Below are 23,823 nucleotides of genomic sequence, written 5' to 3' on the forward strand. Positions count from 1 at the left end.
GCGTGTCGGGCATGGGCCCTGGATCGCCGTTCTGGCACGGTTACCTGTTTGCGACGCGGAGTGACAGACCTGGTCACTCCGTGCAGCAGGCGCCCGTGCGGTGCCGCGGCGCCGCCGGTTCGAGTGCCACGTTCGGCCCCCTTCCCGTTGGTCCCGGACGCCCATGAGGGAGTCCGGCCCCAGGGCTCGCCACAGTACTCCATTCGGGCCATGCGGGTGGACCGCCGCGCCGCCCAAGTTCTCCCTGGGCAGGGGAGTTGGGGTCCGGAAGCGGCCACGAACGAGTGGCATGCTTCACAGAATCTACAAAAACGGAACTATTCGCTTCGCTCAACTGTCCTTTCCTGGTGCACGGTGGGACAGATGGGCAAGCAGGGGCTGGAGATGCATCAGAGGCTGGACGGCAGTGCGAAAAGCGGCGAAAGCGGGGCAGAGCAGAAGGGGCGGCGGCTCGATCTGAGCGTGCCGCAGGTCGCGGGCAGCGCGCTCGCGGCGGTCACGGCAGCGGTGCTCGCCTCCCAGCTCGGCGTGTACGGCACGATGATCGGCGCGGGTGTGGTGAGTGTGGTGGCCACATGTGGCGGTTCGGTGTTCCAGTTCCTGTTCCGGCGCACCGGCGAGCAGATTCGCGTGGTCACGGTCCAGGCGAAGCCGGGAGGCCGTCAGGTTCCGGTACGGGGCCGTCCGGGTGAGCCGGGCTCCCCGGACCACGCGCAGCCGAGTGATCCGCGCGATCCGGGTGACGCGACCTGGATGCTGCCTCAGCCGGAGGGCCTGGACGGGGAGTTCGGCGACTCCACGACACACGGCACCCGGGTACGGGGCTGGAAGCGCCCGGTCCTCGCGGCCGTCTCCGTCTTCATGGTGGCGATGCTCGGTATCACCGGGTACGAGCTGATCTCCGGTCAGGAGCTGAGCGGGGGCCGGGGGACGACCGTCGGTTCCGTCGTGGGCGGCGGAGGCGACAGGACCGTACCGTCGGACGATCCCGCCAACTCCCCGGATCCCGGCGGGGAACAGGGGCAGACGCCGGGCGGCGCTACCCCGGGCGACGGCGGGAGCGCCGGCTCGAGCGGGTCGCCCGACGGCGGGCCGAGCACCGGCACGGGACCGGGCGACGGGAGCGGCGCCTCGCACTCTCCGGCGCCCGGCCCCTCGCCCTCCGGGGGTGACGGCGCGTCGCGGACCCCCAGTCCGACGCCGACCCCCTCCGACAGCAAGGGCGACGGCGCGGGCGACAGCACCGGCACCGGCCCAGGCAACAGCGGTGCGGCGAACCAGGACACCGGTTCGGGTTCCCGTTCCGGCTCCGGCACGGCGGGTCAGTAGGACAGGCATCGGGGTCCGTAAGGCAGGCATCGGCCGTCAGTCCCCCAGGACCCGCCGCAGATAGTCGTTGCCGAACAGCCGGTCCGGGTCCAGCCGGTCCCGTACCGCCGTGAACTCACCGAATCGCGGATAGACCCCGGACAGATACTCCGCGTCCCGGGTGTGGATCTTCCCCCAGTGCGGCCGGCCGCCGTGCGCGGTCAGGATCCGCTCCACCGCGGTGAAGTACGCGCGGTACGGCGTCCCCCGGTAGAGATGCACCGCGATGTACGTGGTCTCCCGGGCCGAGGCCGTCGAGAGCGCGATGTCGTCCGCGGGCGCCGTCCGTATCTCCACCGGGAAACTCACCCGCAGTGGGGAACGCTCGATCATCGCCTTGACCTCGCGCAGCGCCCCGATCGCGGCCTCCCGCGGCAGCGCGTACTCCATCTCCACGAAGCGGACCCGGCGCGGCGAGGTGAAGACCTTGTAGGGAATGTCCGTGTACGTACGGGCGGACAGGGCGCGGCTGGAGAGCTTGGCGACGGCGGGGATGGTCGCGGGAACGGCCCGGCCGAGCGAACAGGCCACCTGGAAGACGCCGTTGGAGAGGAATTCGTCGTCGATCCAGCCGCCGACCCGGCCGGGCGGGGCCGCGGGGCCCGCGCTGCGGTTGTTGCGCTTGGTGGTGCAGTTGCCGGTGTGCGGGAACCAGTAGAACTCGAAGTGCTCGTTCTCGGTGACGTGCTGGTCGAACTCGGCCGTGACCCGGTCGAAGGTCATCGGCTCCTCACGGGCCGTCAGCAGGAAGACCGGCTCCACGGCGAGGGTGACAGCGGTGATCACGCCCAGCGCGCCGAGCCCGATCCGGGCGGCGGCGAAGACGTCGGGATTCTCCTCGGCGGAGCAGCGCAGCAGCGAGCCGTCCGCCGTGACGAGTTCCAGCGCACGGATCTGGGCGGCGATCGAGGCCGAGTCACGGCCGGTGCCATGGGTGCCGGTGGAGATCGCGCCGGCGACGGTCTGCTCCATGATGTCGCCCATGTTCGTGAGCGACAGACCCTCCCTGGCCAGCGCCGCGTTCAGCCGTCTGAGCGGGGTGCCGGCCTCTGAGGTGACGGTGCCCCCGGCCCGGTCGATGTCCCGGATGCCGGTGAGCAGATCGGGCCGTATCAGCACCCCGTCGGTGGCCGCGGCGGCGGTGAAGGAGTGTCCCGTGCCGACCGGCTTGACCTTGAGCCCGGCCTCGGCCGCCTCGCGTACGGTCTCGATGAGCTCCTTGACGGAGGCCGGGGAGACCACCCGGGCCGGGCGGCCGGTGACGTTACCCGCCCAGTTGCGCCACGCCCTCGTGGTCGTCGTGCCTGTCCGGTTTCTGGTCATCCGCCCCGCGCCCTCCCCGAATCGGTACCGGCTCGCGCAGCCGGCGATACCCCAGCAACGCCACCACGGCCGCGGCCGCGCCCGCCGCGACGGGCACCACGTACGCCGCCTCGGCCCCGGCCGCGTCGACCACCCAGCCGGCGGCCGACGAGCCGAGCGCCACACCGACCGCGAGCCCGGTACTGGTCCAGGTCATGCCCTCGGTCAGCTTGGTGCGCGGTACGTGCGCCTCGACGAGGGCCATGGTGGTCACCATCGTCGGTGCGACGGAGAGGCCCGCGACAAAGAGCGCCGCGGCCAGGAGCGGCAGATTCCCGGCCAGTTGGAGGGGGATCATACTCAGGGCCATCGCGCAGACTCCCACCAGCCACCTGCGGGGGGCCGGGCCCTGGAGATGCAGTAGCCCGAACACCACGCCGGCCAGGCACGATCCCAGCGCGTAGACCGCCAGCACCAGACTCGCCGCGGCCTTGTGGCCCTCCTCCTCGGCGAAGGCCACCGTCACCACGTCGACCGCGCCGAAGATGGCCCCGGTCGCCACAAAGGTCAGCACCAGCACCCGCAGACCGGGGGAGCGGAGCGCCGAACCCCCGGTGTGCTCGTCGCGCGGCCGCGGTACGGGTTCGGTGGCGCGCTGCGCCGTCAGCCAGAGGACACCGACCACCAGCAGGACGGCCGCGAGGAGCGGCCCCGCCGCCGGGAACCAGGCGGTCGACAGCCCGATGGAGATGATCGGGCCGAAGATGAAGCACACCTCGTCGACGATCGACTCCCAGGAGTACGCGGTGTGCAGCTCGCGGGGTGAGCCCCGGTAGATCGCCGCCCAGCGCGCCCGCACCATCGAGCCCACGCTCGGCACACAGCCCGCGCCCGCGGCGAAGACGAACAGGGTCCAGTCGGGGGCGCCCCGCTGGGCACAGACCAGCAGCCCCGCGACGGCCGCCACCGCGATCAGGGTCGCCGGGCGCAGGACACGTCCCTGGCCGTGCCGGTCGACGAGCCGGGAGATCTGCGGGCCCAGCACGGCGGCCGACATCGCCAGCGTCGCGGTGAGCGCTCCGGCCAGCCCGTAACGGCCGGTGAGCTGGGAGATCATCGTCACGATGCCGATGCCCATCATGGCCAGCGGCATCCTGCCGATCAGGCCGGCCGTACTGAATCCCCTGGTACCGGGAGCGGCGAAGATCGCGTGGTAGGAACTGGGCAACGGAACGCTCCGGTAAGGAATGAATTGGGCCGGTACAGCTTACGGCTGCGTCCGCGCGGCGCGCGCCGGGATTTTCGGGTGCGGAACCGGGGCGCGGTGGTCCGGCGGACCGGGCCGGATGGCAGGATCGAAACATGCCCGAACAGCGTGCGACTTCTCCTTACGATGCCCTGCTCCTGCTGTCCTTCGGCGGCCCCGAGGGCCCGGACGACGTAGTGCCGTTCCTGGAGAACGTGACGCGTGGCCGTGGCATCCCCACGGAGCGGCTCAAGGAGGTGGGGCAGCACTACTTCCTGTTCGGCGGGGTCAGCCCGATCAATGAGCAGAACCGTGCCCTGCTGGACGCCCTGCGCAAGGACTTCGCCGGGCACGGCGTGGATCTGCCGGTCTACTGGGGCAACCGCAACTGGGCGCCCTACCTGACCGACACCCTGCGCGAGATGGCCGCGGACGGCCGGCGCCGGATCGCCGTCCTCGCCACCAGCGCGTACGCCTCGTACTCGGGCTGCCGCCAGTACCGCGAGAACCTCGCCGACGCGCTCGCCACCCTGGCCGCCGAGGGGCTCGAACCGCCCCGGGTGGACAAGCTGCGCCACTACTTCAACCACCCCGGTTTTGTGCGTCCCATGGTCGACAGCGTGCTCGCCTCGCTCGCCGACCTGCCGCAGGACGTACGCGCCGGGGCGCACCTCGCCTTCACCACCCACTCCATCCCGGTCGCCGCGGCCGGCACCTCGGGGCCCCCGGAGGCACACGGCGACGGCGGCGCCTATGTGGCAGAGCATCTCGACGTCGCCCGGCTGATCGTGGACAGCGTGCGCGAGCAGACCGGCGTGGACCACCCCTGGCGGCTCGTCTACCAGTCGCGCAGCGGCTCCCCGCACATCCCGTGGCTGGACCCGGACATCTGCGACCACCTGGAGACGCTGCACGGCGAGGGCGCCCCGGCCGTCGTGATGGCCCCCATCGGCTTCGTCTCGGACCATATGGAAGTCCTGTACGACCTCGACACCGAGGCCACCGCCAAGGCCGCCGAGCTGGGGCTGCCCGTCCGCCGCTCGGCGACGGTGGGGGCGGACCCGCGCTTCGCCGCCGCCGTACGCGATCTCGTCCTGGAACGCGCCGCCACCGAGCGGGGGCGCGCGGTGGAACGCTGCGCGCTGGGCGCGCTCGGCCCGAGCCATGACCTCTGCCCGGTCGGCTGCTGCCCGGCCCGTGCCCCCAGGCCCGCGGCCGCGGGCGCCGACAGCCCGTACGCCTGAAGGAGCCCAGCTGTGACCGACGTACCGACCGACGCACCGACCGACACCCTGGCCGGCGAACTGCTCTCCCTCGCCCTGGAGGCCGCGCGCCGGGCGGGCGCGCTGCTGCGGGACGGCCGCCCCGACGATCTGGCCGTCGCCGCCACGAAGTCCAGCCCCATCGATGTCGTCACCGAGATGGACATCGCGGCCGAGAAGCTGATCACCGGCTATCTCGCCGAGCACCGCCCCGACGACGGCTTCCTCGGCGAGGAGGGCGCCAGCTCGGCCGGCAGCAGCGGTATCCGCTGGGTCATCGACCCGCTGGACGGCACCGTCAACTATCTCTACGGGCTGCCGACCTGGGCCGTCTCCATCGCCGCGGAGCGCGACGGCGAGACGCTCGTCGGGGTCGTCGAGATCCCGATGCGCCGCGAGACCTTCCGGGCGGTGCTCGGCGGCGGCGCCTTCGTCAACGACCGGCCGGTCACCTGCCGCCCGGCCCCGCCCCTGGAACGGGCCCTGGTGTCGACCGGCTTCAACTACGTCACCTCCGTCCGCAGCCACCAGGCGGAGATCGCCGCCCGGCTGATCCCGCAGTTGCGTGACATCCGGCGCGGTGGCTCGGCAGCCGTGGACCTCAGCGATGTCGCGGCCGGCCGGCTGGACGGCTACTTCGAGCGCGGACTGCACCCCTGGGACCTCGCGGCCGGCGATCTCATCGCCCGCGAGGCGGGCGCGCTCACCGGCGGCCGCCCCGGCACCCGGCCCGGCTGGGATCTGACGGTGGCCGCCGCGCCGGGCGTCTTCGAGCCCTTGACGGCGCTGCTGGAGGAGTACGGCGCCTGGCACGACTGAGACGTGGCCCCGCCGGGCGGGGCACATGGAAGGGCCCCGGCGCCATCCCCTGGCACCGGGGCCCTTCTCGGTAGATGTGCGGCTCGACAGGTGTACGGCTCTGTGCGGCTCTAGCCATCGTTAGGGCTGTTCAGGACCTGTACGGCTGGGGTGTGCGGGTCAGACGCTGGCGGCGCCGACCTCCACACCGTGTTCGGCGGCGAGCCGGCGAAGATCGTCCAGCTCTTCCTGATCGACATCCACAAGGAAGTCGTCGCCCGTTTCACGGGCATGGTTGAGATCTGTTTCCGTGGCCTTTATGCGCTGCAGAAGCCCGGCGGTGAACGCGTCCATTGCGCCCCCTCGTCGTGGGTCAGTGGCACGGGGGTGTGCCGACGTCTTGGTCAGTGGCACGGGGGTGTGCCGACGGCGGATGGATCACGCACCCTCTGCCTCTGGATGACAGATAAGGGTGTGGCATGCCACAAACAGGGCGTGATCTCGGGTGTGAAGTCGTCTTGCCCAGGCACCGTCATCGAGAAACCTCAACCTGCAAAGAATCCGGTCCATTCCCGGATGTGCCTGGTCACCGGGAACGTCTTACCGCCGGTTTATGGGCGTAACGGGCAGGATGGAGCCGCACAACCAGTGATACAAGCTGCCCTGATCAGCGATGACGGGCCCAGAGGAAGGACCAGCGACGTGCGCGTACTCGTCGTCGAGGACGAGCAACTGCTCGCCGATGCGGTGGCCACCGGACTGCGCCGGGAGGCCATGGCCGTCGACGTCGTGTACGACGGGGCGGCCGCCCTGGAGCGTATCGAGGTCAACGACTACGACGTGGTGGTGCTGGACCGCGACCTTCCGCTGGTCCACGGCGACGACGTCTGCCGCAAGATCGTCGAGCTGGGGATGCCCACCCGGGTCCTCATGCTCACGGCCTCGGGCGATGTCAGCGACCGGGTCGAGGGCCTTGAGCTGGGCGCGGACGACTATCTGCCCAAGCCCTTCGCCTTCACCGAGCTCACCGCCCGGGTGCGGGCGCTCGGCCGTCGTACGACCGTGCCGCTGCCCCCCGTCCTGGAGCGCTCGGGGATCAAGCTCGACCCCAACCGCCGTGAGGTCTTCCGCGAGAGCAGGGAGATCCAGCTGGCACCCAAGGAGTTCGCGGTGCTCGAGGTCCTGATGCGCAGCGAGGGCGCGGTCGTCTCGGCCGAGCAGCTGCTGGAGAAGGCCTGGGACGAGAACACCGACCCGTTCACCAATGTCGTCCGGGTGACGGTCATGACCCTGCGCCGCAAGCTCGGGGAGCCGCCCGTGATCGTCACGGTGCCCGGCTCCGGTTACCGGATCTGATGCCCGTGGCAACGACCCCGGTGCCTCCCACGGCACCTCCGAAACCCACCTGGGATCCGAGGCGGCCGGAACCGGCCGCCCTCCCCTGGGTACGGCCGACCATCCGGATACGTCTGACGCTGCTGTACGGCGGGATGTTCCTGATCGCCGGCATCCTGCTGCTCTCGATCATCTATCTGCTGGCCGCACAGGCCCTGCATGTGGGCAGCGAGCTGCCCTTCAAGATCGTGACCGGCAAGGTGAGCAGCGACGTCTGCAACTTCCCCGACCAGGCACCGCCCGAGCAGTTCAACGCGGCGATGAACAGCTGCGTCAACCACCAGCGCAAGCAGGCGCTCGACGATCTGCTCACCCGCTCGCTCTTCGCCCTGGTCGGCCTCAGCATCATCGCCTTCGCGTTCGGCTACGCGATGGCCGGAAGGGTCCTGTCGCCGCTGGGCCGGATCACCCGCACCGCGCGTCGCGTGGTCGGCTCCGACCTGTCCCGCCGGATCGAGCTGGACGGCCCCGACGACGAGCTCAAGGAGCTGGCCGACACCTTCGACGAGATGCTGGAGCGGCTGGAGAGGGCCTTCACCGCGCAGCAGCGCTTCGTCGCCAACGCCTCGCACGAGCTGCGGACACCGCTCGCGATCAACCGCACCCTGCTGGAGGTCCATCTCTCGGATCCTGGGGCGCCCACGGAGCTCCAGCAGCTCGGCAGGACCCTGCTGGCGACCAATGAGCGCAGCGAGCAACTCGTCGAGGGGCTGCTGCTGCTCGCCCGCAGCGACAACCAGATCGTGGAGCGAAAACCGGTCGATCTCGCCGAGGTCGCCAGCCACGCGGTGGACCAGTGCCTGGCCGAGGCGGAGGCGAAGGGGGTGGAGATCCGCGGTGAGCGGGTGCCCGCCGTCGTCCAGGGCAATGGCGTCCTGCTGGAGCGGATCGCCCTGAACCTGGTGCAGAACGCCGTCCGGTACAACGCTCCTGAAGGGGGCTGGGTCGAGGTGACCACCGAGATCCAGCAGGGCCAGGCGGTCCTGCTGGTGTCGAACACCGGGCCGGTCGTTCCCGCGTACGAGATCGACAACCTCTTCGAGCCGTTCCGGCGGCTGCGCACGGAGCGGACCGGCAGTGACAAGGGCGTGGGCCTCGGCCTGTCGATCGCCAGGTCCGTCGCCCGCGCCCATGGCGGACGTATCTTCGCGGAGCCCCGCGAGGGCGGCGGCCTCGTGATGCGCGTCACTCTTCCGGTCTGAGATGAAGCGCTCGGCGATCGGCGACAGATTATTTTGTTCGCTTTGCGCGGAATTTACAGGACGGATTTCCGGCGAGGCCATGTGTGATCGATCACAGGGTCGAATTCCCGCCTATCCACTCTCCGTGATCAGGACTCCAGTGGAAAGCCGGTAAAGTCCGGGTTTCCAGGGGCCGGGATCACGGGAAGTACACGGGGTGGCGCCCGTGGAGTGCGACCTCAGGACCGTGTACGGTCCCCTTCGCCACCTGAAGCCGATCACTCATCAAGAGTGCGGTTGGGTGTCGATTGAGTAACAGACCTTGATGTGAGGCAAAATCTCCGCCTCAGGTCGGGCACAAGTCCGGCCTCTCACGCGTTACGTGCGCTGAAGACACCACAGACACCCAGAGGGGGAGAGCGACATGGCAACGGATTACGACACCCCACGCAAGACCGATGACGACGTCGATCAGGACAGCCTTGAAGAGCTGAAGGCCCGTCGGAACGACAAGTCGACTTCCGCGGTAGACGTCGACGAGTTCGAACAGGCCGAGGGCCTCGAACTGCCCGGCGCGGATCTCTCCAACGAGGAGCTGTCCGTCCGGGTCCTGCCCCGGCAGGCCGACGAGTTCACCTGCATGAGCTGCTTCCTTGTGCACCACCGCAGCCAGCTGTCCAGGGAGAAGAACGGTCAGCCCATCTGCCGCGACTGCGACTGAGGCCAGGTCGGCGTGACAGACGATTCACCGTCCCGGAAACGGCGCTTCCGGCGCAAGGGTTCACCGGAGGTGCATGAGGGCGGCACAGGCCCGGCAGATGGCACTCAGCCACCTGCCGAGCACTCCGCCCTCCTGCCCCACCCCGGCGCGCACGACGACGAGCGGGGCCTCACGGCCTCGCTCGAAGCGGCTCAGGACGACCACGGCGGCCCCACGACCCGGGGCCGGCGCCTGGACGCCGTCAAGCGCGGAGTACGCAAGGGAAGCGACAGCGCCAAGACGGCGCTGGCCCATATCGCCGACCGGATCATCGAGAACGCTCCTCGGGTTCCGGTCCGCGATCTCGCGACCCTGCGCAAACAGTTCCCGGGCCTCGGCCCCGAGGAGCTGGCCGACAAGCTGGTCGCGGGCGCCGCGAACAGCAGCTCCACGGTCGGCGCGGGCATCGGCGCGGCCGCGATGCTGCCCGTACCGCCCGCGATGCCGGCCGAGCTGGCAGCCGAGATCACGGCCATCGCCGCGATCGAGATGAAGCTCATCGCCGAGCTGTACGAGGTCTACGGACAGCGTCCGCCCGGCAGCCTCAAGGAGCGGAGCACCGCCTATCTGACGTCCTGGACGGAGGAGCGCGGGGTCGACATCAGCAAACCGTCGACGTTCAACGGCGCGCTGAGCGGCCGGATGAAGCGCGAGCTGCGCCAGCAGATCATGAAGCGCACGATACGCAGCCTGCCGAACCTGGTTCCCTTCATGATCGGCGCGGCGGTCGGCGCGATGATGAACCGGCGGGACACCATGAAGGTCGCCGAGCGCATCCGGAAGGATCTGCGCGCCCGCCAGATCCCCTGGGACGCGCTGCCGGCGCTGCCCCCGCTGGAGGGGCCCAAGGAGCTTCCGCCCGAGCTGCCCGGGGAGTTGGACCGCTAAGGGCTGTCCGGCGCCCTGGGGGTGTCTTATCGATCTTGTCGGGCCCGCGGAGAAGCGGGCCCGCACCTTCTTCCGGCCCGGCGTCAGCCGGTCCGTACGGCGTCCAGCGCCGCCGCGAGCGCCTTCGGGTTCCGGGTCGACAGATATACGTACGGTGTCGGGTCGTCCGGGTCCGTGATCTCCACGCGCAGCGCCGTCGGCACATAGCTGCGCAGCAGCATGAAGGCACGGGGGTCGGCCTTGTGCAGCCGCCAGGCGCGCGCCTCCTCGCTGCCGAGCACCTCGGCCGCACCGAGCGCCGAGACCGGGATCCTGGCGTCGCCCGCGACCAGCGAGTCCGCCACCACCCGGATCCGGGCGGAGCCGTAGGAACTCACCCCCGCCGCGGCCAGCGCGCCCGCTCCGATCAGCCCTCCGAGCAGCGGCAGCGACCCCAGCGGCAGCAGGATCAGGCCACCCGCGACGGCGATCAGGGCGGCGATGGCCCACCAGGAACGGGGTGCGGTCAGGCGTTCGTCGTAGTGCGCGGTGGATGGCTCCATGAAGCCAAGCTTGGCACGGTGCTGTTCACGGGCGACCGCGCGGGTAAGGTCTGCGCCTGTGAGTAACGCGCCATCCCCGGGGACGCCCCCCGGACCCCCCGCGGGAACGGGGTATCTGACACCGCCGGCCTACGCGAAGCCGCCGGTACGGCACCCCGATGCCCCGGCCCCCGGTGAGCTGCTCGGTGCGCACTACGAGCACTGTTTCGGCTGCGGCGAGGCACAGCCGCACGGACTGCGGCTGCGGGCCCGCGCCGGTGAGGGCGTGCGGATCACCGCCGAGTTCACGGTGCAGCCGGCCCACCAGGGCGCCCCCGGCCTCGCGCACGGCGGCGTACTGGCCACCGCGCTGGACGAGACGCTCGGCTCGCTGAACTGGCTGCTGCGGGTGATCGCGGTGACCGGACGGCTGCAGACCGACTTCGTACGGCCCGTACCGGTGGGCACGCTGCTGTATCTGGAGGCCGAGACCACCGGCGTTCACGGGCGCAAGATCTACTGCACGGCCACCGGCAGGCTCGGTGGCCCCGAAGGCCCCGTCGCCGTCCGTGCCGACGCCCTTTTCATCGAGGTCAAGGTCGACCACTTCACCGACCACGGCCGCCCGGAGGAGATCCGGGCGGCGATGGCCGATCCCGACCAGATCAAGCGTGTCCGCGCCTTCGAGGTGAACCCATGAGCCGAGCCCCTGTCGACGTACTGATCCGCCGTACCGACCCGGACGTACCGCTTCCGTCGTACGGGCACCCGGGCGACGCCGGAGCCGATCTGGTCACCACGGAAGCCGCCGAACTCGCCCCGGGGGAGCGGGCCGTGCTGCCGACGGGGGTGTCCATCGCGCTGCCCGACGGGTACGCCGCCTTCGTGCACCCGCGCTCCGGGCTGGCCGCCCGCTGCGGTGTCGCCCTGGTGAATGCCCCGGGGACGGTGGATGCCGGGTACCGTGGAGAGATCAAGGTGATCGTGGTCAATCTGGACCCGCGCGAGAGCGTGCGGTTCGAGCGGTTCGACCGGATTGCCCAGCTGGTCGTCCAGCAGGTCGAGAAGGTGCGCTTCCACGAGGTGGCGGAACTTCCCGGCTCCGCGCGGGCCGAGGGGGGCTTCGGGTCCACCGGCGGTCATGCCGCTGTGGGCGGGATTCAGGGTGGGAATCGATACGCTTCGGTCGTATCCGACCGGGAAGGACAGTGACGTGTTCGGACGTCGCAAGAAAAGTGGTTCCGCAGAGGACGCGGCGGACGCAGCGGGCGAGGCCGAGCAGTCTGTAGACGGGGCCGGCGCCGACGCTGATGGAGCCGACGCGAAGCCGGCGCCCCGCAGGGCGAACCTTCCGCCGGCGCCCCGGCCCGACGGGCCGTGGGACATCTCCGAGGTCTCCAGGCCCGACGAGGGCCGCGTCGACCTGGGCGGCGTCTTCGTCCCCGGAGTCGAGGGGATGGAGCTGCGTGTCGAGGTCGCCGGTGACGCGATCGTCGCGGCCACGGTCGTCGTGCGCGACAGCGCCGTACAGCTGCAGGCCTTCGCGGCACCCAAGAAGGAAGGCATCTGGGGCGAGGTCCGCGAGGAGATCGCCTCGGGCATTACCCAGCAGGGCGGCATCATCGACGAGGTCGAGGGTCCGCTGGGCTGGGAGCTGCGCGCCCAGGTCCCCGTACAGCTGCCGGACGGCACCGGAGGCGTACAGCTGGTGCGCTTCATCGGTGTCGACGGACCGCGGTGGTTCCTGCGCGGGGTGATCTCCGGGCAGGGCGCGGTGCAGCCCGAGGCCGCCGGTCTGCTGGAGCAGATCTTCCGGGACACCGTCGTCGTACGCGGCGAGGGACCGATGGCGCCCCGCGACCCGATCGTCCTCAAGCTGCCGGACGACGCGCAGATGGTGGCGGAGGGCGTCCAGCAGGACGAGCAGGAGGGCTCCCGCTTCTCCGGTGGCATGGGACAGCTGCAGCGCGGTCCCGAGATCACCGAGGTGCGCTGACACCCCGACTCGACACAGCCGTTGCCGGTGGGCCGCATCCCTTTTCCAGGGGTGCGGCCCACCGGCGTTTTCGCTGGTCACGCGCGTTGCCATATGGAGTACGTCAAGCCGGGGGCCCGCGCCGTACAGGACCCGTCAACAAACGGCTGGGCCGCCGGATCAGAGGGTTTCCTCAGGGAGTCAGAATTCCCGGAACTCATCTAGGAGCACACGGTGGCCGATGTGGCCTTCGTCGTCACCACGATCGCGGTTTTCGCGCTGGTGGCCCTCATCGCCAAGGGGGTGGCAAAGCTGTGACCGCCGAGAACATCGTCGGCCTCGTCGTGGCCGCCGCCCTGCTGGGCTATCTCGTCCTCGCCCTCGTCTTCCCGGAGAGGTTCTGAGCGATGAGCCCCGTCCTCGCCGGTGTGCTCCAGCTGCTCGCGCTCATGGTGGCGCTCGGTCTGGCGTACCGCCCGCTCGGCGACTACATGGCCGGTGTCTACAGCTCGCCCAAGCACCTCAGGGCCGAGAAGTGGATCTACCGGGCCATCGGCGCCGATCCCACCACCGAGATGCGCTGGCCCGCCTATCTGCGCGGTGTCCTCGCCTTCTCCGCGGTGAGCGTCCTCTTCCTGTATCTGCTCCAACGGGTCCAGGGCAGCCTGCCCGGGTCGCTCGGCTTCTCCTCGATCGACCCGGACCAGGCCTTCAACACCGCCGCGTCCTTCGTGTCCAACACCAACTGGCAGTCCTACTACGGCGAACAGGCCATGGGCCATGTCGTACAGACCGGCGGGCTCGCCGTCCAGAACTTCGTCTCCGCCGCCGTCGGTATGGCCGTCGCGGTGGCGCTGGTACGGGGCTTCGCCCGCTCCCGCACCGGTGAACTGGGCAACTTCTGGTCGGACCTGGTGCGCGGCACCGTCCGTATCCTGCTGCCGATCGCCGTCCTCGGCGCGCTCGTGCTCGTCGCCTGCGGCGCCATCCAGAACTTCGCCGGGATCCACGAGGTGGGTCAGTTCACGGGCGGTTCGCAGCAGTGGAACGGCGGCGCCGTCGCCTCCCAGGAGGCCATCAAGGAGCTGGGCACCAACGGCGGCGGCTACTTCAACGCCAACTCCGCCCACCCCTTCGAGAACCCCAACGGGATATCGAACCTCTTCCAGATCTTCCTGATCCTGGTCATCCCCTTCGCGATCACCCGCACCTTCGGCACGATGGTCGGCAGCGTCCGGCAGGGGTACGCGATCCTCGCCACGATGGTGACGATCTGGATCGGTTTCACCGCGCTGATGATGTGGACCGAATTCGCGCACCACGGACCGGCGTTCGACATCGCCGGCGGCGCCATGGAGGGCAAGGAGACCCGCTTCGGGATCGCCGGCTCGTCGATCTTCGCGGTGGCCACCACGCTCACCTCGACCGGCGCGGTCAACTCCTTCCACTCCTCGTACACCGGCTTCGGCGGCGCCATCACGATGCTGGGCATGCAGCTCGGCGAGATCGCACCCGGCGGTGTCGGCTCCGGCCTCTACGGCATTCTGATCATGGCCGTCATCGCGGTGTTCATCGCCGGCCTGATGGTGGGCCGTACGCCCGAATACCTGGGTAAGAAGATCGGTACCCGCGAGATCAAGTTCGCCGCGCTGTACATCCTGATCACCCCGGCGCTGGTGCTCTGCTTCACCGCCGCGGCCATGGCGCTGCCCACTCCGGCCGACTCCATGACCAACTCCGGTGCGCACGGCTTCTCCGAGATCCTGTACGCGTACTCCTCGGGCGCCAACAACAACGGCTCGGCCTTCGCCGGACTCAACGCGGACACGCAGTGGTTCAACACCACCATCGGCCTCGCCATGCTGCTCGGCCGCTTCCTTCCCATGGTGTTCGTCCTCGCGCTGGCCGGCTCGCTCGCCGAGCAGAAACCCGTACCCGAGACCGCGGGCACGCTCCGTACGCAGCAGCCGCTCTTCGCCGGGCTGCTCGTCGGCACGATCCTGATCGTCACCGGTCTGACCTATTTCCCGGCGCTGGCGCTGGGGCCGCTGGCCGAGGGGCTGGCGTCATGACCACTCGTCTGAAGCAAGAGGACTCGATGTCCACAGTCACTCCGACCCGTGCGCCGCACCAGGACGTGCCCACCGGTCACAGCTCCGTGAGCGGACGTGTCGGCGGGGGTCTGTTCGACCCCGGGCAGCTGCTCACCTCCTTCCCGGAAGCGATACGCAAGCTCGACCCGCGGGTGATGGTGAAGTCACCCGTCATGTTCGTGGTCCTCATCGGATCCGTACTGACCACGGTCTTCGCCGCCCTGGACCCGGGCGACTGGTTCGGCTGGGCCATCGCCGGCTGGCTGTGGCTGACCACACTCTTCGCCAATCTGGCAGAGGCGGTCGCCGAAGGACGCGGCAAGGCGCAGGCGGACACGCTGCGCAAGGCCAAGACCGACACGGTCGCACGGCGGCTGCGCGGCGCCACCGAGGAGCGAATACCCGGCACGGAGCTGCGCGTCGGGGATCTGGTCGTCTGCGAGGCGGGCGACATCATCCCCGGCGACGGCGATGTGGCCGAAGGGGTCGCGTCCGTCGACGAATCCGCCATCACCGGTGAATCAGCGCCGGTCATCCGTGAGTCGGGCGGCGACCGCTCGGCCGTCACCGGCGGTACGAAAGTCCTCTCCGACCGCATCGTCATCAAGATCACGACAAAGCCGGGTGAGACCTTCATCGACCGGATGATCGCCCTGGTCGAGGGCGCGGCCCGGCAGAAGACCCCGAACGAGATCGCGCTCAACATCCTGCTCGCGTCCCTCACCGTCGTCTTCCTGCTCGCCGTCGTCACCCTCCAGCCGTTCGCCGTCTACGCGGGTCAGCGGCAGTCGATGATCGTGCTGGTCGCGCTGCTGGTCTGCCTGATCCCGACCACCATCGGCGCGCTGCTCTCCGCGATCGGTATCGCGGGCATGGACCGGCTCGTCCAGCGGAATGTGCTCGCCATGTCGGGGCGCGCGGTCGAGGCCGCGGGCGATGTGTCGACGCTGCTGCTCGACAAGACCGGCACGATCACCCTCGGCAACCGCCAAGCCGCCGAGTTCGTCCCGGTCGCAGGGGTGACGCAGGCCGAACTGGCCGATGCCGCCCAGCTCTCCTCGCTGGCCGACGAGACGCCCGAGGGCCGCTCCATCGTCGTACTCGCCAAGGAGCGGTACGGGCTGCGCGAGCGGCACCAGGGCGAGCTGGCCGGCGCCGACTGGGTCGCCTTCACCGCCCAGACCCGTATGTCGGGGGTGGACACCGAGCGGCGCACGGTCCGTAAGGGAGCGACCGGCTCGGTCATCGCCTGGGTCAGGGAACGCGGGGGCACCGTTTCCGACGAGGCGCGGGCACTCGCCGACACGATTTCCACGGCCGGCGGTACCCCTCTGATGGTCGCCTCGGACGACGACAACGGAGCCCGTGTCCTCGGGGTCATCCATCTCAAGGATGTGGTGAAGGAGGGGATGCGGGAGCGGTTCGACGAGTTGCGTCGGATGGGGATCAGGACGGTGATGATCACCGGTGACAATCCGCTGACCGCGCGGGCCATCGCGGAGGAGGCGGGAGTCGACGACTTCCTGGCGGAGGCGACGCCCGAGGACAAGATGGCGTTGATCCGGCGTGAGCAGGCGGGGGGCAAGCTGGTCGCGATGACGGGGGACGGGACGAATGACGCCCCCGCGTTGGCTCAGGCGGATGTGGGCGTCGCGATGAACACCGGTACCTCGGCCGCGAAGGAGGCCGGGAACATGGTGGATCTGGACTCCAACCCGACGAAGCTGATCGAGATCGTCGAGATCGGCAAGCAGCTGCTCATCACGCGGGGCGCGCTGACGACGTTCTCGATCGCCAACGATGTCGCGAAGTACTTCGCGATCATCCCCGCCATGTTCGCCGTGCTCTACCCGGGCCTCGACAAGCTCAACGTCATGGAGCTGTCCTCACCGCAATCCGCGATCCTCTCCGCGGTCATCTTCAACGCGCTGGTCATCGTCGCGCTCGTGCCACTCGCCCTCAAGGGGGTGCGGTACCGGCCGATGAGCGCCGACAGGATGCTCCGCAGAAATCTGGGGATCTACGGTCTCGGCGGGCTGATCGCCCCGTTCATCGGCATCAAGATCATCGACCTGGTCCTCTCCCTCATCCCCGGCATCGGGTGAACGGCATGTCTTCTATGAACACCTCCGCAGGCAGTACCGCACGGCTGCTCTGGGCCGGGCTGCGCGCCCTCCTCGTCCTCACCGTCCTGTGCGGTGTGATCTACCCGCTGGCCGTCACCGGCGTCGCGCAGGGGCTCTTCAGCCACCAGGCGAACGGCTCCGAGGTCAGGGAGGCGGGCAAGGTCGTCGGCTCGTCCCTCATCGGCCAGCGCTACGACCTGCCGCTGAAGAAGGGGCAGGAGACGCCCTCGCCCGACCTCAAGTGGTTCCAGCCGCGCCCGTCCAACGGCCTCGGCAGCAACAGCGTCAATACGCGGTACACACTGATCCTGTCCGGGGCGACCAACCGGGCCGGCGACAACGAAGAGCTGATCCAGTGGGTCAAGGACGCCAAGGCCGCCGTCGTGAAGGACAACTCCACGCCCGATTACCAGGTCGCCGCGTCCGCCGTGCCGCCCGACGCGGTGACCTCCTCCGGCTCGGGTCTCGACCCGGACATCTCACCGGCGTACGCCCAGCTCCAGGTGCACCGGGTGGCGGAGCGGAACCACCTCTCCGTCCAGCGGGTGGAGAAGCTGGTCGAGGAGCACACCGACGAGCGCGTCCTCGGCTTCGTGGGGGAGCCCCGGGTGAATGTCCTCGCGCTCAACCTCGCCCTCAGGGAGCTGGCCGGCTGACGCCGTCCCGGCTCGCCCGCGGCCCGCGGTGGTCCCCTTCCGTACCGACCACCGCGGGCCGTCTCCGGCTGCCGGGCCGGCCGGAGCCCGAGGCCCCGGGCCGCGCATCAGAATCGCGTCAAGACCCATTCCGGGGTCCTGATCTGCCCTATTTGCCGTAATCGCTGGTTGTAAATTCGACTCAGCCGGCGCGTCCGACGCGGCGGCGCTTCTGGAAGACAATGGGGCCATGGGACGCGGCAAGCTTCGGATCTATCTGGGTGCGGCACCGGGCGTGGGCAAGACCTACGCGATGCTCTCCGAGGCACACCGCCGGGTGGAGCGCGGCACCGACTGTGTGGTGGCCTTCGTCGAGCACCATGACCGGCCGCGTACGGAGGTCATGCTGCGCGGCCTCGAAGAGGTCCGCCGCCGTGACCTGGAATACCGCGAGACCGTCTTCACCGAGATGGATGTCGACGCTGTCCTGGAGCGCCGGCCCGCCGTCGCCCTGGTCGACGAACTCGCCCACACCAATGTCCCCGGCTCCCGCAACGCCAAGCGCTGGCAGGACGTCGAGGAGCTGCTCCAGGCCGGTATCGACGTCGTCTGCACCGTCAATATCCAGCACCTGGAATCACTCGGCGATGTCGTCGAATCGATAACGGGCGTACGGCAGCGCGAGACGGTCCCCGACGAGGTCGTCCGGCGGGCGGACCAGATCGAGCTGGTCGACATGTCCCCGCAGGCGCTGCGCCGGCGGATGGCGCACGGCAACATCTACAAGCCCGACAAGGTCGACGCGGCGCTCTCGCACTACTTCCGGCCCGGGAACCTCACCGCGCTGCGGGAGCTGGCCCTGCTGTGGGTCGCCGACCGGGTGGACGAATACCTCCAGCAGTACCGCGGCGAGCACAACATCCGCACCACCTGGCAGGCCCGCGAACGCATCGTCGTCGGCCTCACCGGCGGACCCGAGGGACGTACGCTCATCCGCCGCGCCGTGCGGCTGGCCGAGAAGGGCGCCGGCGGAGAGGTGCTCGCGGTCTACATAGCCAGGAGCGACGGCCTGACCTCGGCCTCGCCCAAGGAACTCGCGGTCCAGCGGACCCTGGTCGAGAGCCTCGGCGGCACCTTCCACCATGTCATCGGGGACGACGTCCCCTCCGCGCTGCTCGAATTCGCACGCGGGGTGAACGCCACCCAGATCGTGCTGGGCTCCAGCCGCCGCAGGACCTGGCAGTACATCTTCGGACCCGGCGTCGGCGCCACCGTCGCCCGGGAGTCGGGGCCCGACCTGGACGTGCACATCGTCACGCACGAAGAGGCCGCCAAGGGCCGCGGACTGCCCGTGGCGCGCGGAGTCAGGCTCGGCCGCTCCCGGATCATCTGGGGCTGGCTGGCCGGAGTCGCCGCGCCCGTCCTGCTCGCGCTGCTGCTGACCGCTCTCAGCGACAGCCTCGGGCTCGCCAACGATGTCCTGCTGTTCCTCTTCCTGACCGTGCTGGCCGCGCTGCTGGGCGGGCTGCGGCCCGCGCTCGCCTCCGCCGCCGTGGGCTCGCTGCTGCTGAACTTCTACTTCACCCCGCCCACCCACACCCTGACCGTGCAGGACCCGAAGAACCTGGTCGCCATCGTGATCTTCTTCGCGGTCGCGGTCTCGGTGGCCTCCGTGGTGGACCTGGCGGCGCGCCGTACCCATCAGGCCGCCCGGCTGCGCGCCGAGTCCGAGGTCCTCTCCTTCCTCGCGGGCAGTGTGCTGCGCGGCGAGACCACCCTGGACGCGCTGCTGGAGCGGGTCCGCGAGACCTTCTCCATGGAGTCCGTGGCGCTCCTCGAACGTACGAGCGATGTCGACCCCTGGACCCGCGCGGGCAGCGTAGGACCGCAGCCGGTGGACCGCCCCGAGTCCGCCGATGTGGACATGCCGGTCGGCGACCATCTGGCGCTGGCGCTCACGGGCCGGGTGCTGCCCGCCGAGGACCGGCGGGTGCTCGCGGCCTTCGCCGCCCAGGCCGCCGTCGTACTCGACCGCCAGCGCCTGGTCGGAGAGGCCGAGCAGGCCCGCGAACTGGCCGAGGGCAACCGCATCCGTACGGCCCTGCTCGCGGCCGTCAGCCACGACCTGCGGACCCCGCTGGCCGGCATCAAGGCCGCAGTGACGTCCCTGCGCTCCGACGATGTCGAATGGTCCGAGGAGGACCAGGCCGAGCTGCTCGAAGGCATCGAGCACGGCGCCGACCGGCTCGACCATCTGGTGGGCAATCTCCTCGACATGTCCCGGCTGCAGACCGGCACCGTCACCCCGCTGATCCGTGAGATCGACCTCGATGAGGTGGTCCCGATGGCGCTCGGCGGCGTACCGGAGGACAGCGTGGACCTGGACATCCCCGAATCGCTGCCCATGGTGGCCGTCGACCCGGGACTGCTGGAGCGCGCCGTCGCCAATATCGTCGAGAACGCCGTCAAGTACAGCCCCGACGCCCGGCGCGTCCACGTCGCCGGCAGCGCGCTCGGCGAGCGGGTCGAGCTGCGGGTCGTGGACCGCGGCCCCGGCGTCCCCGACGAGGCCAAGGACCGGATCTTCGAACCCTTCCAGCGGCACGGCGACGCGCCGCGCGGGGCCGGGGTCGGCCTCGGCCTCGCGGTCGCCCGCGGCTTCGTGGACGCGATGGGCGGCACCCTCGCCGCCGAGGACACGCCCGGCGGCGGCCTCACCATGGTTCTCACCCTCAGGGCGGCACCCGGACCCGCGCCGGTACGCCCCGAACAACCCGCCCGGGTCGTCTCATGACCGGGACAGCAGAAAGGCAGACCGGTATGCAGCATCCCTCCGGGGGGGATCCCCGGACCCCCGTGCGGGTGCTCGTCGTCGACGACGAGCCGCAGATCGTACGTGCCCTGGTGATCAATCTGAAGGCGCGCAAGTACGAGGTGGACGCGGCCGCCGACGGCGCGAGCGCGCTGGAACTCGCGGCCGCCCGCCACCCCGATGTCGTCGTGCTCGACCTCGGGCTGCCGGACATGGACGGTGTCGAGGTGATCAAGGGCCTGCGCGGCTGGACCCGCGTCCCGATCCTGGTGCTCTCCGCCCGCCACACCTCGGACGAGAAGGTCGAGGCGCTGGACGCCGGCGCCGACGACTACGTCACCAAGCCCTTCGGCATGGACGAGCTGCTGGCCCGGCTGCGCGCCGCGGTCCGGCGGGCCGAGCCCGTCGGCGGGGAGGGTGACGACGGTGTCGCCGTCGTCGAGACCGAGGGATTCACCGTCGACCTGGCCGCCAAGAAGGTCAACCGGGAGGGCAGGGACGTACGGCTTACCCCGACCGAGTGGCATCTGCTGGAGGTGCTCGTACGCAACACCGGCCGGCTCGTCAGCCAGAAACAGCTCCTCCAGGAGGTCTGGGGGCCCTCCTACGGCACCGAGACCAACTATCTGCGGGTCTACATGGCCCAGCTGCGGCGCAAGCTGGAGGCGGATCCCTCGCACCCGAGGCACTTCGTCACCGAGCCCGGCATGGGCTACAGGTTCGAGCGTTGATTCGGCACCCGCGTACCCCGGTACGCTCTAACGCATGAGTGCTGAGAAGCCGACCGGCCGCTTCCGCCGGATGCTCGACCGGCTGTCCAGCTCCCAGGAGGATCTGGAGTCCGAGGAGCTGCGGGAGGACGCGCAGGCATCGGGGTGCACGCGGATCTCCGACTGCAACGACCGGCAGATCGTCCGGGTGACTGGTACGTTGCGGACGGTCACCCTGCGTCCGCGGGCCGGTGTGCCCGCACTGGAGGCGGAGCTGTTCGACGGCACCGCGCCGCTGGACGTGGTGTGGCTGGGCCGGCGCTCCATCGTGGGCATAGAGCCGGGCCGTAAGCTGATCGCCTCCGGCCGGATCTCCCTGAGCCACGGCCGGCGGGTGCTGTTCAATCCCAAATACGAACTCCGACCGCTCGGACAGGAGTAGCCGGTGACGTCACTCGACAAGCCCGCCGCCTCGAACGCTTCCCCCGCCTCGAACGACGCCCCTGCCTCGAACGACGCCCCCGCCTCACCCGATCAGGACGGTGACGCGAAAGCCGTCACCGAGGCGGCCCTTTTCGAGGCATTCGGCGGCCTGCGCGGCATGGTGGAGACCGTTCTCCCCGGCCTGCTGTTCGTCACGATCTTCACCATCAACAAGGACCTGCACACCTCGGCCATCGCGGCCCTGATCGTCTCGCTGCTGCTCGTCGCGGTCCGGCTGGTCCGCAAGGACACCGTCAAGCACGCCTTCAGCGGTGTCTTCGGAGTCGCCTTCGGTGTCGTCTTCGCGATGATGACGGGCAACGCCAAGGACTTCTATCTGCCGGGCATGCTCTACACGCTGGGGCTCGCGGTCGCGTACATCGCCACCGCCCTCGCGGGCGTGCCGCTGATCGGACTGATCCTCGGTCCGATCTTCAAGGAGAACCTCTCCTGGCGTACCCGTAACCCCGGCCGCAAGAAGGCGTACGCCAAGGCCAGCTGGGCCTGGGGACTGATCCTGCTCGCCAAGTGCGCGATCCTCTTCCCGCTCTACTGGTGGGCCGACACCGCGCAGCTCGGCTGGGTGCTGATCGCGCTCAAGATCCCGCCCTTCCTGCTGGCGGTCTACCTGACCTGGGTCTTCCTGGCGAAGGCGCCGCCGCCGATCGACGTGTTCGCGGAGATGGAGGCGGAGGAGCAGGCCGAGAAGGAGCGCAAGGCGGCAGCCGCCGCCGCGCCCACCGCAGACGGCCAGGCCCGCCACCGCCGCTAGCTTGTCCGGCGGATCTTCACGACGTAGAAGGGCCCGGCACCGAGTGGTGCCGGGCCCTTCTACGTTCTCTGATCAGCCCGCCGCGTCCTCGCGGCGTACCGACAGGAGATCCTCCAACTGCTCCTCGCGCGCCTGGGCTGCCACGAACAGCAGCTCGTCGCCCGCCTCCAGCGTCTCCTCGGGGTTCGGCGTGAGCACGCGCGTCCCGCGAATGATCGTGACCAGGGAGGTGTCCTCCGGCCAGGCCACATCGCCGACCTGGGTGCCGGTCACGGCCGACTCCGGGGGCAGCGTGAGCTCGACCAGGTTGGCGTCGCCGTGGCTGAAGCGCAGCAGCCGTACGAGATCGCCGACGCTCACCGCCTCCTCGACCAGCGCCGACATCAGCCGCGGCGTGGAGACCGCCACATCGACGCCCCAGGCCTCGTTGAACAGCCACTCGTTCTTCGGGTTGTTGACCCGGGCCACCACCCGCGGCACGCCGTACTCCGTCTTGGCGAGCAGCGAGACGACCAGATTGACCTTGTCGTCGCCGGTCGCGGCGATCACGACGTTGCACCGCTGCAGCGCCGCCTCGTCCAGCGAGGTGATCTCACAGGCATCGGCCAGCAGCCACTCGGCCAGCGGCACCCGCTCCACCGAGATGGCGGTCGGTGCCTTGTCGACCAGCAGGACCTCGTGTCCGTTCTCCAGCAGCTCGCCCGCGATGGAACGGCCCACCGCACCTGCCCCGGCAATCGCGACGCGCATCAGTTCCCGCTTCCGTCCGGACCCTCGGCGAATGACGCCTCGACCTTCTCGATCTCGTCGGTCCGCATCATCACGTGGACGAGATCGCCCTCCTGCAGCACCGTCTGGGACGTCGGCAGCATCGCCTCACCCAATCGGGTGAGGAACGCGACGCGGACGCCCGTCTCCTCCTGCAGCGTGCTGATCTTGTGGCCGATCCAGCTCCCCGAGGTGTGCACCTCGGCGAGCTGCACCCCACCGCTCGGGTCGCGCCACAGCGGCTCCGCGCCGGACGGCAGCAGCCGGCGCATCATCTGGTCGGCGGTCCAGCGGACCGTGGCCACGGTCGGGATGCCCAGGCGCTGGTAGACCTCGGCGCGGCGCGGGTCGTAGATACGGGCCGCGACATTCTCTATGCCGAACATCTCCCGGGCCACCCGGGCCGCGATGATGTTGGAGTTGTCGCCGCTGCTCACCGCCGCGAACGCGCCGGCGTCCTCGATGCCCGCCTCACGCAGGGTGTCCTGGTCGAACCCGACCCCGTTCACGCGACGGCCACCGAAACCGGAACCGAGCCGGCGGAACGCGGTGGGGTCCTGATCGATGACGGCGACCGTGTGCCCCTGCTGCTCCAGGTTCTGGGCGAGTGCGGCTCCCACTCGGCCGCAGCCCATGATGACGATGTGCACGTCGCCTTACCCCGCAGTCCTGATCTCGCTGACCTGCGAAAACACCCTGTTCACTCTTCCTTGTCGACGTGCCGGGTA

24 protein-coding genes are annotated in these 23,823 nt (G+C 69.9%); 18 read left to right on the plus strand and 6 right to left on the minus strand.

Going from position 1 to position 23,823, the window contains the following annotated elements; translation table 11 throughout:
• Positions 1–363 precede the first annotated feature (363 nt).
• On the plus strand, positions 364–1,329 hold the full coding sequence (locus tag ACZ6MZ_RS08045; protein WP_469350493.1) for a hypothetical protein: 966 nt from the start codon (positions 364–366) through the stop codon (positions 1,327–1,329).
• Positions 1,330–1,365: 36 nt separating this feature from the next.
• On the opposite strand, the gene ACZ6MZ_RS08050 is transcribed toward ACZ6MZ_RS08045, so the two are convergent.
• Complete coding sequence (locus tag ACZ6MZ_RS08050) at positions 1,366–2,691, minus strand: D-arabinono-1,4-lactone oxidase (protein WP_469350495.1); 1,326 nt, start codon at positions 2,689–2,691, stop codon at positions 1,366–1,368.
• Positions 2,633–3,898, minus strand: coding sequence for an MFS transporter (locus ACZ6MZ_RS08055; protein ID WP_469350496.1), 1,266 nt, complete (start codon positions 3,896–3,898; stop codon positions 2,633–2,635). The genes ACZ6MZ_RS08050 and ACZ6MZ_RS08055 overlap by 59 nt, the downstream gene beginning before the upstream one ends.
• A gap of 134 nt (positions 3,899–4,032) precedes the next feature.
• Here ACZ6MZ_RS08055 and ACZ6MZ_RS08060 point away from each other — a divergent pair, with 134 nt between their 5' ends.
• On the plus strand, positions 4,033–5,160 hold the full coding sequence (locus ACZ6MZ_RS08060; protein WP_469350497.1) for a ferrochelatase: 1,128 nt from the start codon (positions 4,033–4,035) through the stop codon (positions 5,158–5,160).
• 12 nt (positions 5,161–5,172) lie between these two features.
• A complete protein-coding gene (locus tag ACZ6MZ_RS08065) occupies positions 5,173–5,997 on the plus strand; it encodes an inositol monophosphatase family protein (protein ID WP_469350498.1) in 825 nt (274 codons plus the stop codon).
• Between the two features lie 159 nt (positions 5,998–6,156).
• Here ACZ6MZ_RS08065 and ACZ6MZ_RS08070 read toward each other — a convergent pair whose 3' ends face one another.
• Positions 6,157–6,330, minus strand: a complete 174-nt coding sequence (locus ACZ6MZ_RS08070; RefSeq protein ID WP_384188351.1) for a hypothetical protein — start codon at positions 6,328–6,330, stop codon at positions 6,157–6,159.
• A 348-nt stretch (positions 6,331–6,678) separates the two neighbouring features.
• Here ACZ6MZ_RS08070 and ACZ6MZ_RS08075 point away from each other — a divergent pair, with 348 nt between their 5' ends.
• The 4 genes from ACZ6MZ_RS08075 (at position 6,679) to ACZ6MZ_RS08090 (ending at position 10,200) form a co-directional block, all read left to right on the plus strand.
• Positions 6,679–7,332, plus strand: a complete 654-nt coding sequence (locus ACZ6MZ_RS08075) for a response regulator transcription factor (RefSeq protein WP_384188350.1) — start codon at positions 6,679–6,681, stop codon at positions 7,330–7,332.
• 5 nt (positions 7,333–7,337) lie between these two features.
• On the plus strand, positions 7,338–8,573 hold the full coding sequence (locus tag ACZ6MZ_RS08080) for a sensor histidine kinase (protein ID WP_469350501.1): 1,236 nt from the start codon (positions 7,338–7,340) through the stop codon (positions 8,571–8,573).
• A 403-nt stretch (positions 8,574–8,976) separates the two neighbouring features.
• Positions 8,977–9,273 (plus strand): DUF4193 domain-containing protein, encoded by a 297-nt coding sequence (locus ACZ6MZ_RS08085; RefSeq protein ID WP_030902691.1) that lies wholly within the window; start codon positions 8,977–8,979, stop codon positions 9,271–9,273.
• Positions 9,274–9,285: 12 nt separating this feature from the next.
• Positions 9,286–10,200 (plus strand): hypothetical protein, encoded by a 915-nt coding sequence (locus tag ACZ6MZ_RS08090; RefSeq protein ID WP_389782458.1) that lies wholly within the window; start codon positions 9,286–9,288, stop codon positions 10,198–10,200.
• A gap of 83 nt (positions 10,201–10,283) precedes the next feature.
• On the opposite strand, the gene ACZ6MZ_RS08095 is transcribed toward ACZ6MZ_RS08090, so the two are convergent.
• Entirely contained in the window at positions 10,284–10,742 is a 459-nt protein-coding gene (locus ACZ6MZ_RS08095; protein ID WP_469350503.1) for a DUF3093 domain-containing protein, read from the minus strand.
• Between the two features lie 58 nt (positions 10,743–10,800).
• Here ACZ6MZ_RS08095 and ACZ6MZ_RS08100 point away from each other — a divergent pair, with 58 nt between their 5' ends.
• The 11 genes from ACZ6MZ_RS08100 (at position 10,801) to ACZ6MZ_RS08150 (ending at position 22,327) form a co-directional block, all read left to right on the plus strand.
• On the plus strand, positions 10,801–11,421 hold the full coding sequence (locus ACZ6MZ_RS08100) for a PaaI family thioesterase (RefSeq protein WP_389782454.1): 621 nt from the start codon (positions 10,801–10,803) through the stop codon (positions 11,419–11,421).
• The gene (gene dut, locus ACZ6MZ_RS08105; RefSeq protein ID WP_384188343.1) at positions 11,418–11,933 is read left to right on the plus strand and encodes a dUTP diphosphatase; all 516 of its coding nucleotides are present in this window, start codon (positions 11,418–11,420) and stop codon (positions 11,931–11,933) included. Before ACZ6MZ_RS08100 ends, dut begins: the two co-directional genes overlap by 4 nt.
• A 1-nt stretch (position 11,934) precedes the next feature.
• Entirely contained in the window at positions 11,935–12,717 is a 783-nt protein-coding gene (locus tag ACZ6MZ_RS08110; RefSeq protein WP_389782451.1) for a DUF3710 domain-containing protein, read from the plus strand.
• 293 nt (positions 12,718–13,010) lie between these two features.
• Positions 13,011–13,100, plus strand: a complete 90-nt coding sequence (gene kdpF / locus ACZ6MZ_RS08115) for a K(+)-transporting ATPase subunit F (RefSeq protein ID WP_340491115.1) — start codon at positions 13,011–13,013, stop codon at positions 13,098–13,100.
• 3 nt (positions 13,101–13,103) lie between these two features.
• Complete coding sequence (gene kdpA / locus ACZ6MZ_RS08120) at positions 13,104–14,768, plus strand: potassium-transporting ATPase subunit KdpA (RefSeq protein ID WP_389782449.1); 1,665 nt, start codon at positions 13,104–13,106, stop codon at positions 14,766–14,768.
• A 26-nt stretch (positions 14,769–14,794) separates the two neighbouring features.
• Positions 14,795–16,894, plus strand: a complete 2,100-nt coding sequence (kdpB, locus tag ACZ6MZ_RS08125) for a potassium-transporting ATPase subunit KdpB (protein WP_389782579.1) — start codon at positions 14,795–14,797, stop codon at positions 16,892–16,894.
• Positions 16,895–16,908: 14 nt separating this feature from the next.
• The gene (locus ACZ6MZ_RS08130) at positions 16,909–17,571 is read left to right on the plus strand and encodes a potassium-transporting ATPase subunit C (RefSeq protein ID WP_469351104.1); all 663 of its coding nucleotides are present in this window, start codon (positions 16,909–16,911) and stop codon (positions 17,569–17,571) included.
• Positions 17,572–17,800: 229 nt separating this feature from the next.
• Positions 17,801–20,344 carry a DUF4118 domain-containing protein gene (locus ACZ6MZ_RS08135; protein ID WP_389782447.1) on the plus strand — a complete coding sequence of 848 codons (2,544 nt, stop codon included), beginning with the start codon at positions 17,801–17,803 and terminating at the stop codon, positions 20,342–20,344.
• Between the two features lie 26 nt (positions 20,345–20,370).
• On the plus strand, positions 20,371–21,093 hold the full coding sequence (locus ACZ6MZ_RS08140; RefSeq protein WP_384183362.1) for a response regulator: 723 nt from the start codon (positions 20,371–20,373) through the stop codon (positions 21,091–21,093).
• A gap of 34 nt (positions 21,094–21,127) precedes the next feature.
• Entirely contained in the window at positions 21,128–21,514 is a 387-nt protein-coding gene (locus ACZ6MZ_RS08145; RefSeq protein ID WP_382883779.1) for an OB-fold nucleic acid binding domain-containing protein, read from the plus strand.
• 3 nt (positions 21,515–21,517) lie between these two features.
• Positions 21,518–22,327, plus strand: coding sequence for a DUF3159 domain-containing protein (locus tag ACZ6MZ_RS08150; protein WP_389782442.1), 810 nt, complete (start codon positions 21,518–21,520; stop codon positions 22,325–22,327).
• Positions 22,328–22,399: 72 nt separating this feature from the next.
• Here ACZ6MZ_RS08150 and ACZ6MZ_RS08155 read toward each other — a convergent pair whose 3' ends face one another.
• Both ACZ6MZ_RS08155 and ACZ6MZ_RS08160 read right to left on the minus strand, forming a co-directional pair.
• Positions 22,400–23,077 (minus strand): potassium channel family protein, encoded by a 678-nt coding sequence (locus tag ACZ6MZ_RS08155; protein ID WP_384183357.1) that lies wholly within the window; start codon positions 23,075–23,077, stop codon positions 22,400–22,402.
• Positions 23,077–23,745 (minus strand): potassium channel family protein, encoded by a 669-nt coding sequence (locus ACZ6MZ_RS08160; protein ID WP_389782441.1) that lies wholly within the window; start codon positions 23,743–23,745, stop codon positions 23,077–23,079. The genes ACZ6MZ_RS08155 and ACZ6MZ_RS08160 overlap by 1 nt, the downstream gene beginning before the upstream one ends.
• Positions 23,746–23,823: the final 78 nt, after the last annotated feature.

The sequence above is a fragment of the Streptomyces sp. NPDC042201 genome (assembly GCF_055582185.1).

Bases quoted from the DNA above. Each gene is read 5' to 3' on its own strand.
- ACZ6MZ_RS08155 (WP_384183357.1), bottom strand. From the start codon at position 23,077: ATGCGCGTCGCGATTGCCGGGGCAGGTGCGGTGGGCCGTTCCATCGCG.
- ACZ6MZ_RS08130 (WP_469351104.1), top strand. From the start codon at position 16,909: ATGAACACCTCCGCAGGCAGTACCGCACGGCTGCTCTGGGCCGGGCTG.
- kdpB (WP_389782579.1), top strand. From the start codon at position 14,795: ATGTCCACAGTCACTCCGACCCGTGCGCCGCACCAGGACGTGCCCACC.
- ACZ6MZ_RS08135 (WP_389782447.1), top strand. From the start codon at position 17,801: ATGGGACGCGGCAAGCTTCGGATCTATCTGGGTGCGGCACCGGGCGTG.
- ACZ6MZ_RS08045 (WP_469350493.1), top strand. From the start codon at position 364: ATGGGCAAGCAGGGGCTGGAGATGCATCAGAGGCTGGACGGCAGTGCG.
- ACZ6MZ_RS08060 (WP_469350497.1), top strand. From the start codon at position 4,033: ATGCCCGAACAGCGTGCGACTTCTCCTTACGATGCCCTGCTCCTGCTG.
- ACZ6MZ_RS08145 (WP_382883779.1), top strand. From the start codon at position 21,128: ATGAGTGCTGAGAAGCCGACCGGCCGCTTCCGCCGGATGCTCGACCGG.
- ACZ6MZ_RS08085 (WP_030902691.1), top strand. From the start codon at position 8,977: ATGGCAACGGATTACGACACCCCACGCAAGACCGATGACGACGTCGAT.
- ACZ6MZ_RS08050 (WP_469350495.1), bottom strand. From the start codon at position 2,691: ATGACCAGAAACCGGACAGGCACGACGACCACGAGGGCGTGGCGCAAC.
- dut (WP_384188343.1), top strand. From the start codon at position 11,418: ATGAGCCGAGCCCCTGTCGACGTACTGATCCGCCGTACCGACCCGGAC.
- ACZ6MZ_RS08070 (WP_384188351.1), bottom strand. From the start codon at position 6,330: ATGGACGCGTTCACCGCCGGGCTTCTGCAGCGCATAAAGGCCACGGAA.
- ACZ6MZ_RS08095 (WP_469350503.1), bottom strand. From the start codon at position 10,742: ATGGAGCCATCCACCGCGCACTACGACGAACGCCTGACCGCACCCCGT.
- kdpA (WP_389782449.1), top strand. From the start codon at position 13,104: ATGAGCCCCGTCCTCGCCGGTGTGCTCCAGCTGCTCGCGCTCATGGTG.
- ACZ6MZ_RS08140 (WP_384183362.1), top strand. From the start codon at position 20,371: ATGCAGCATCCCTCCGGGGGGGATCCCCGGACCCCCGTGCGGGTGCTC.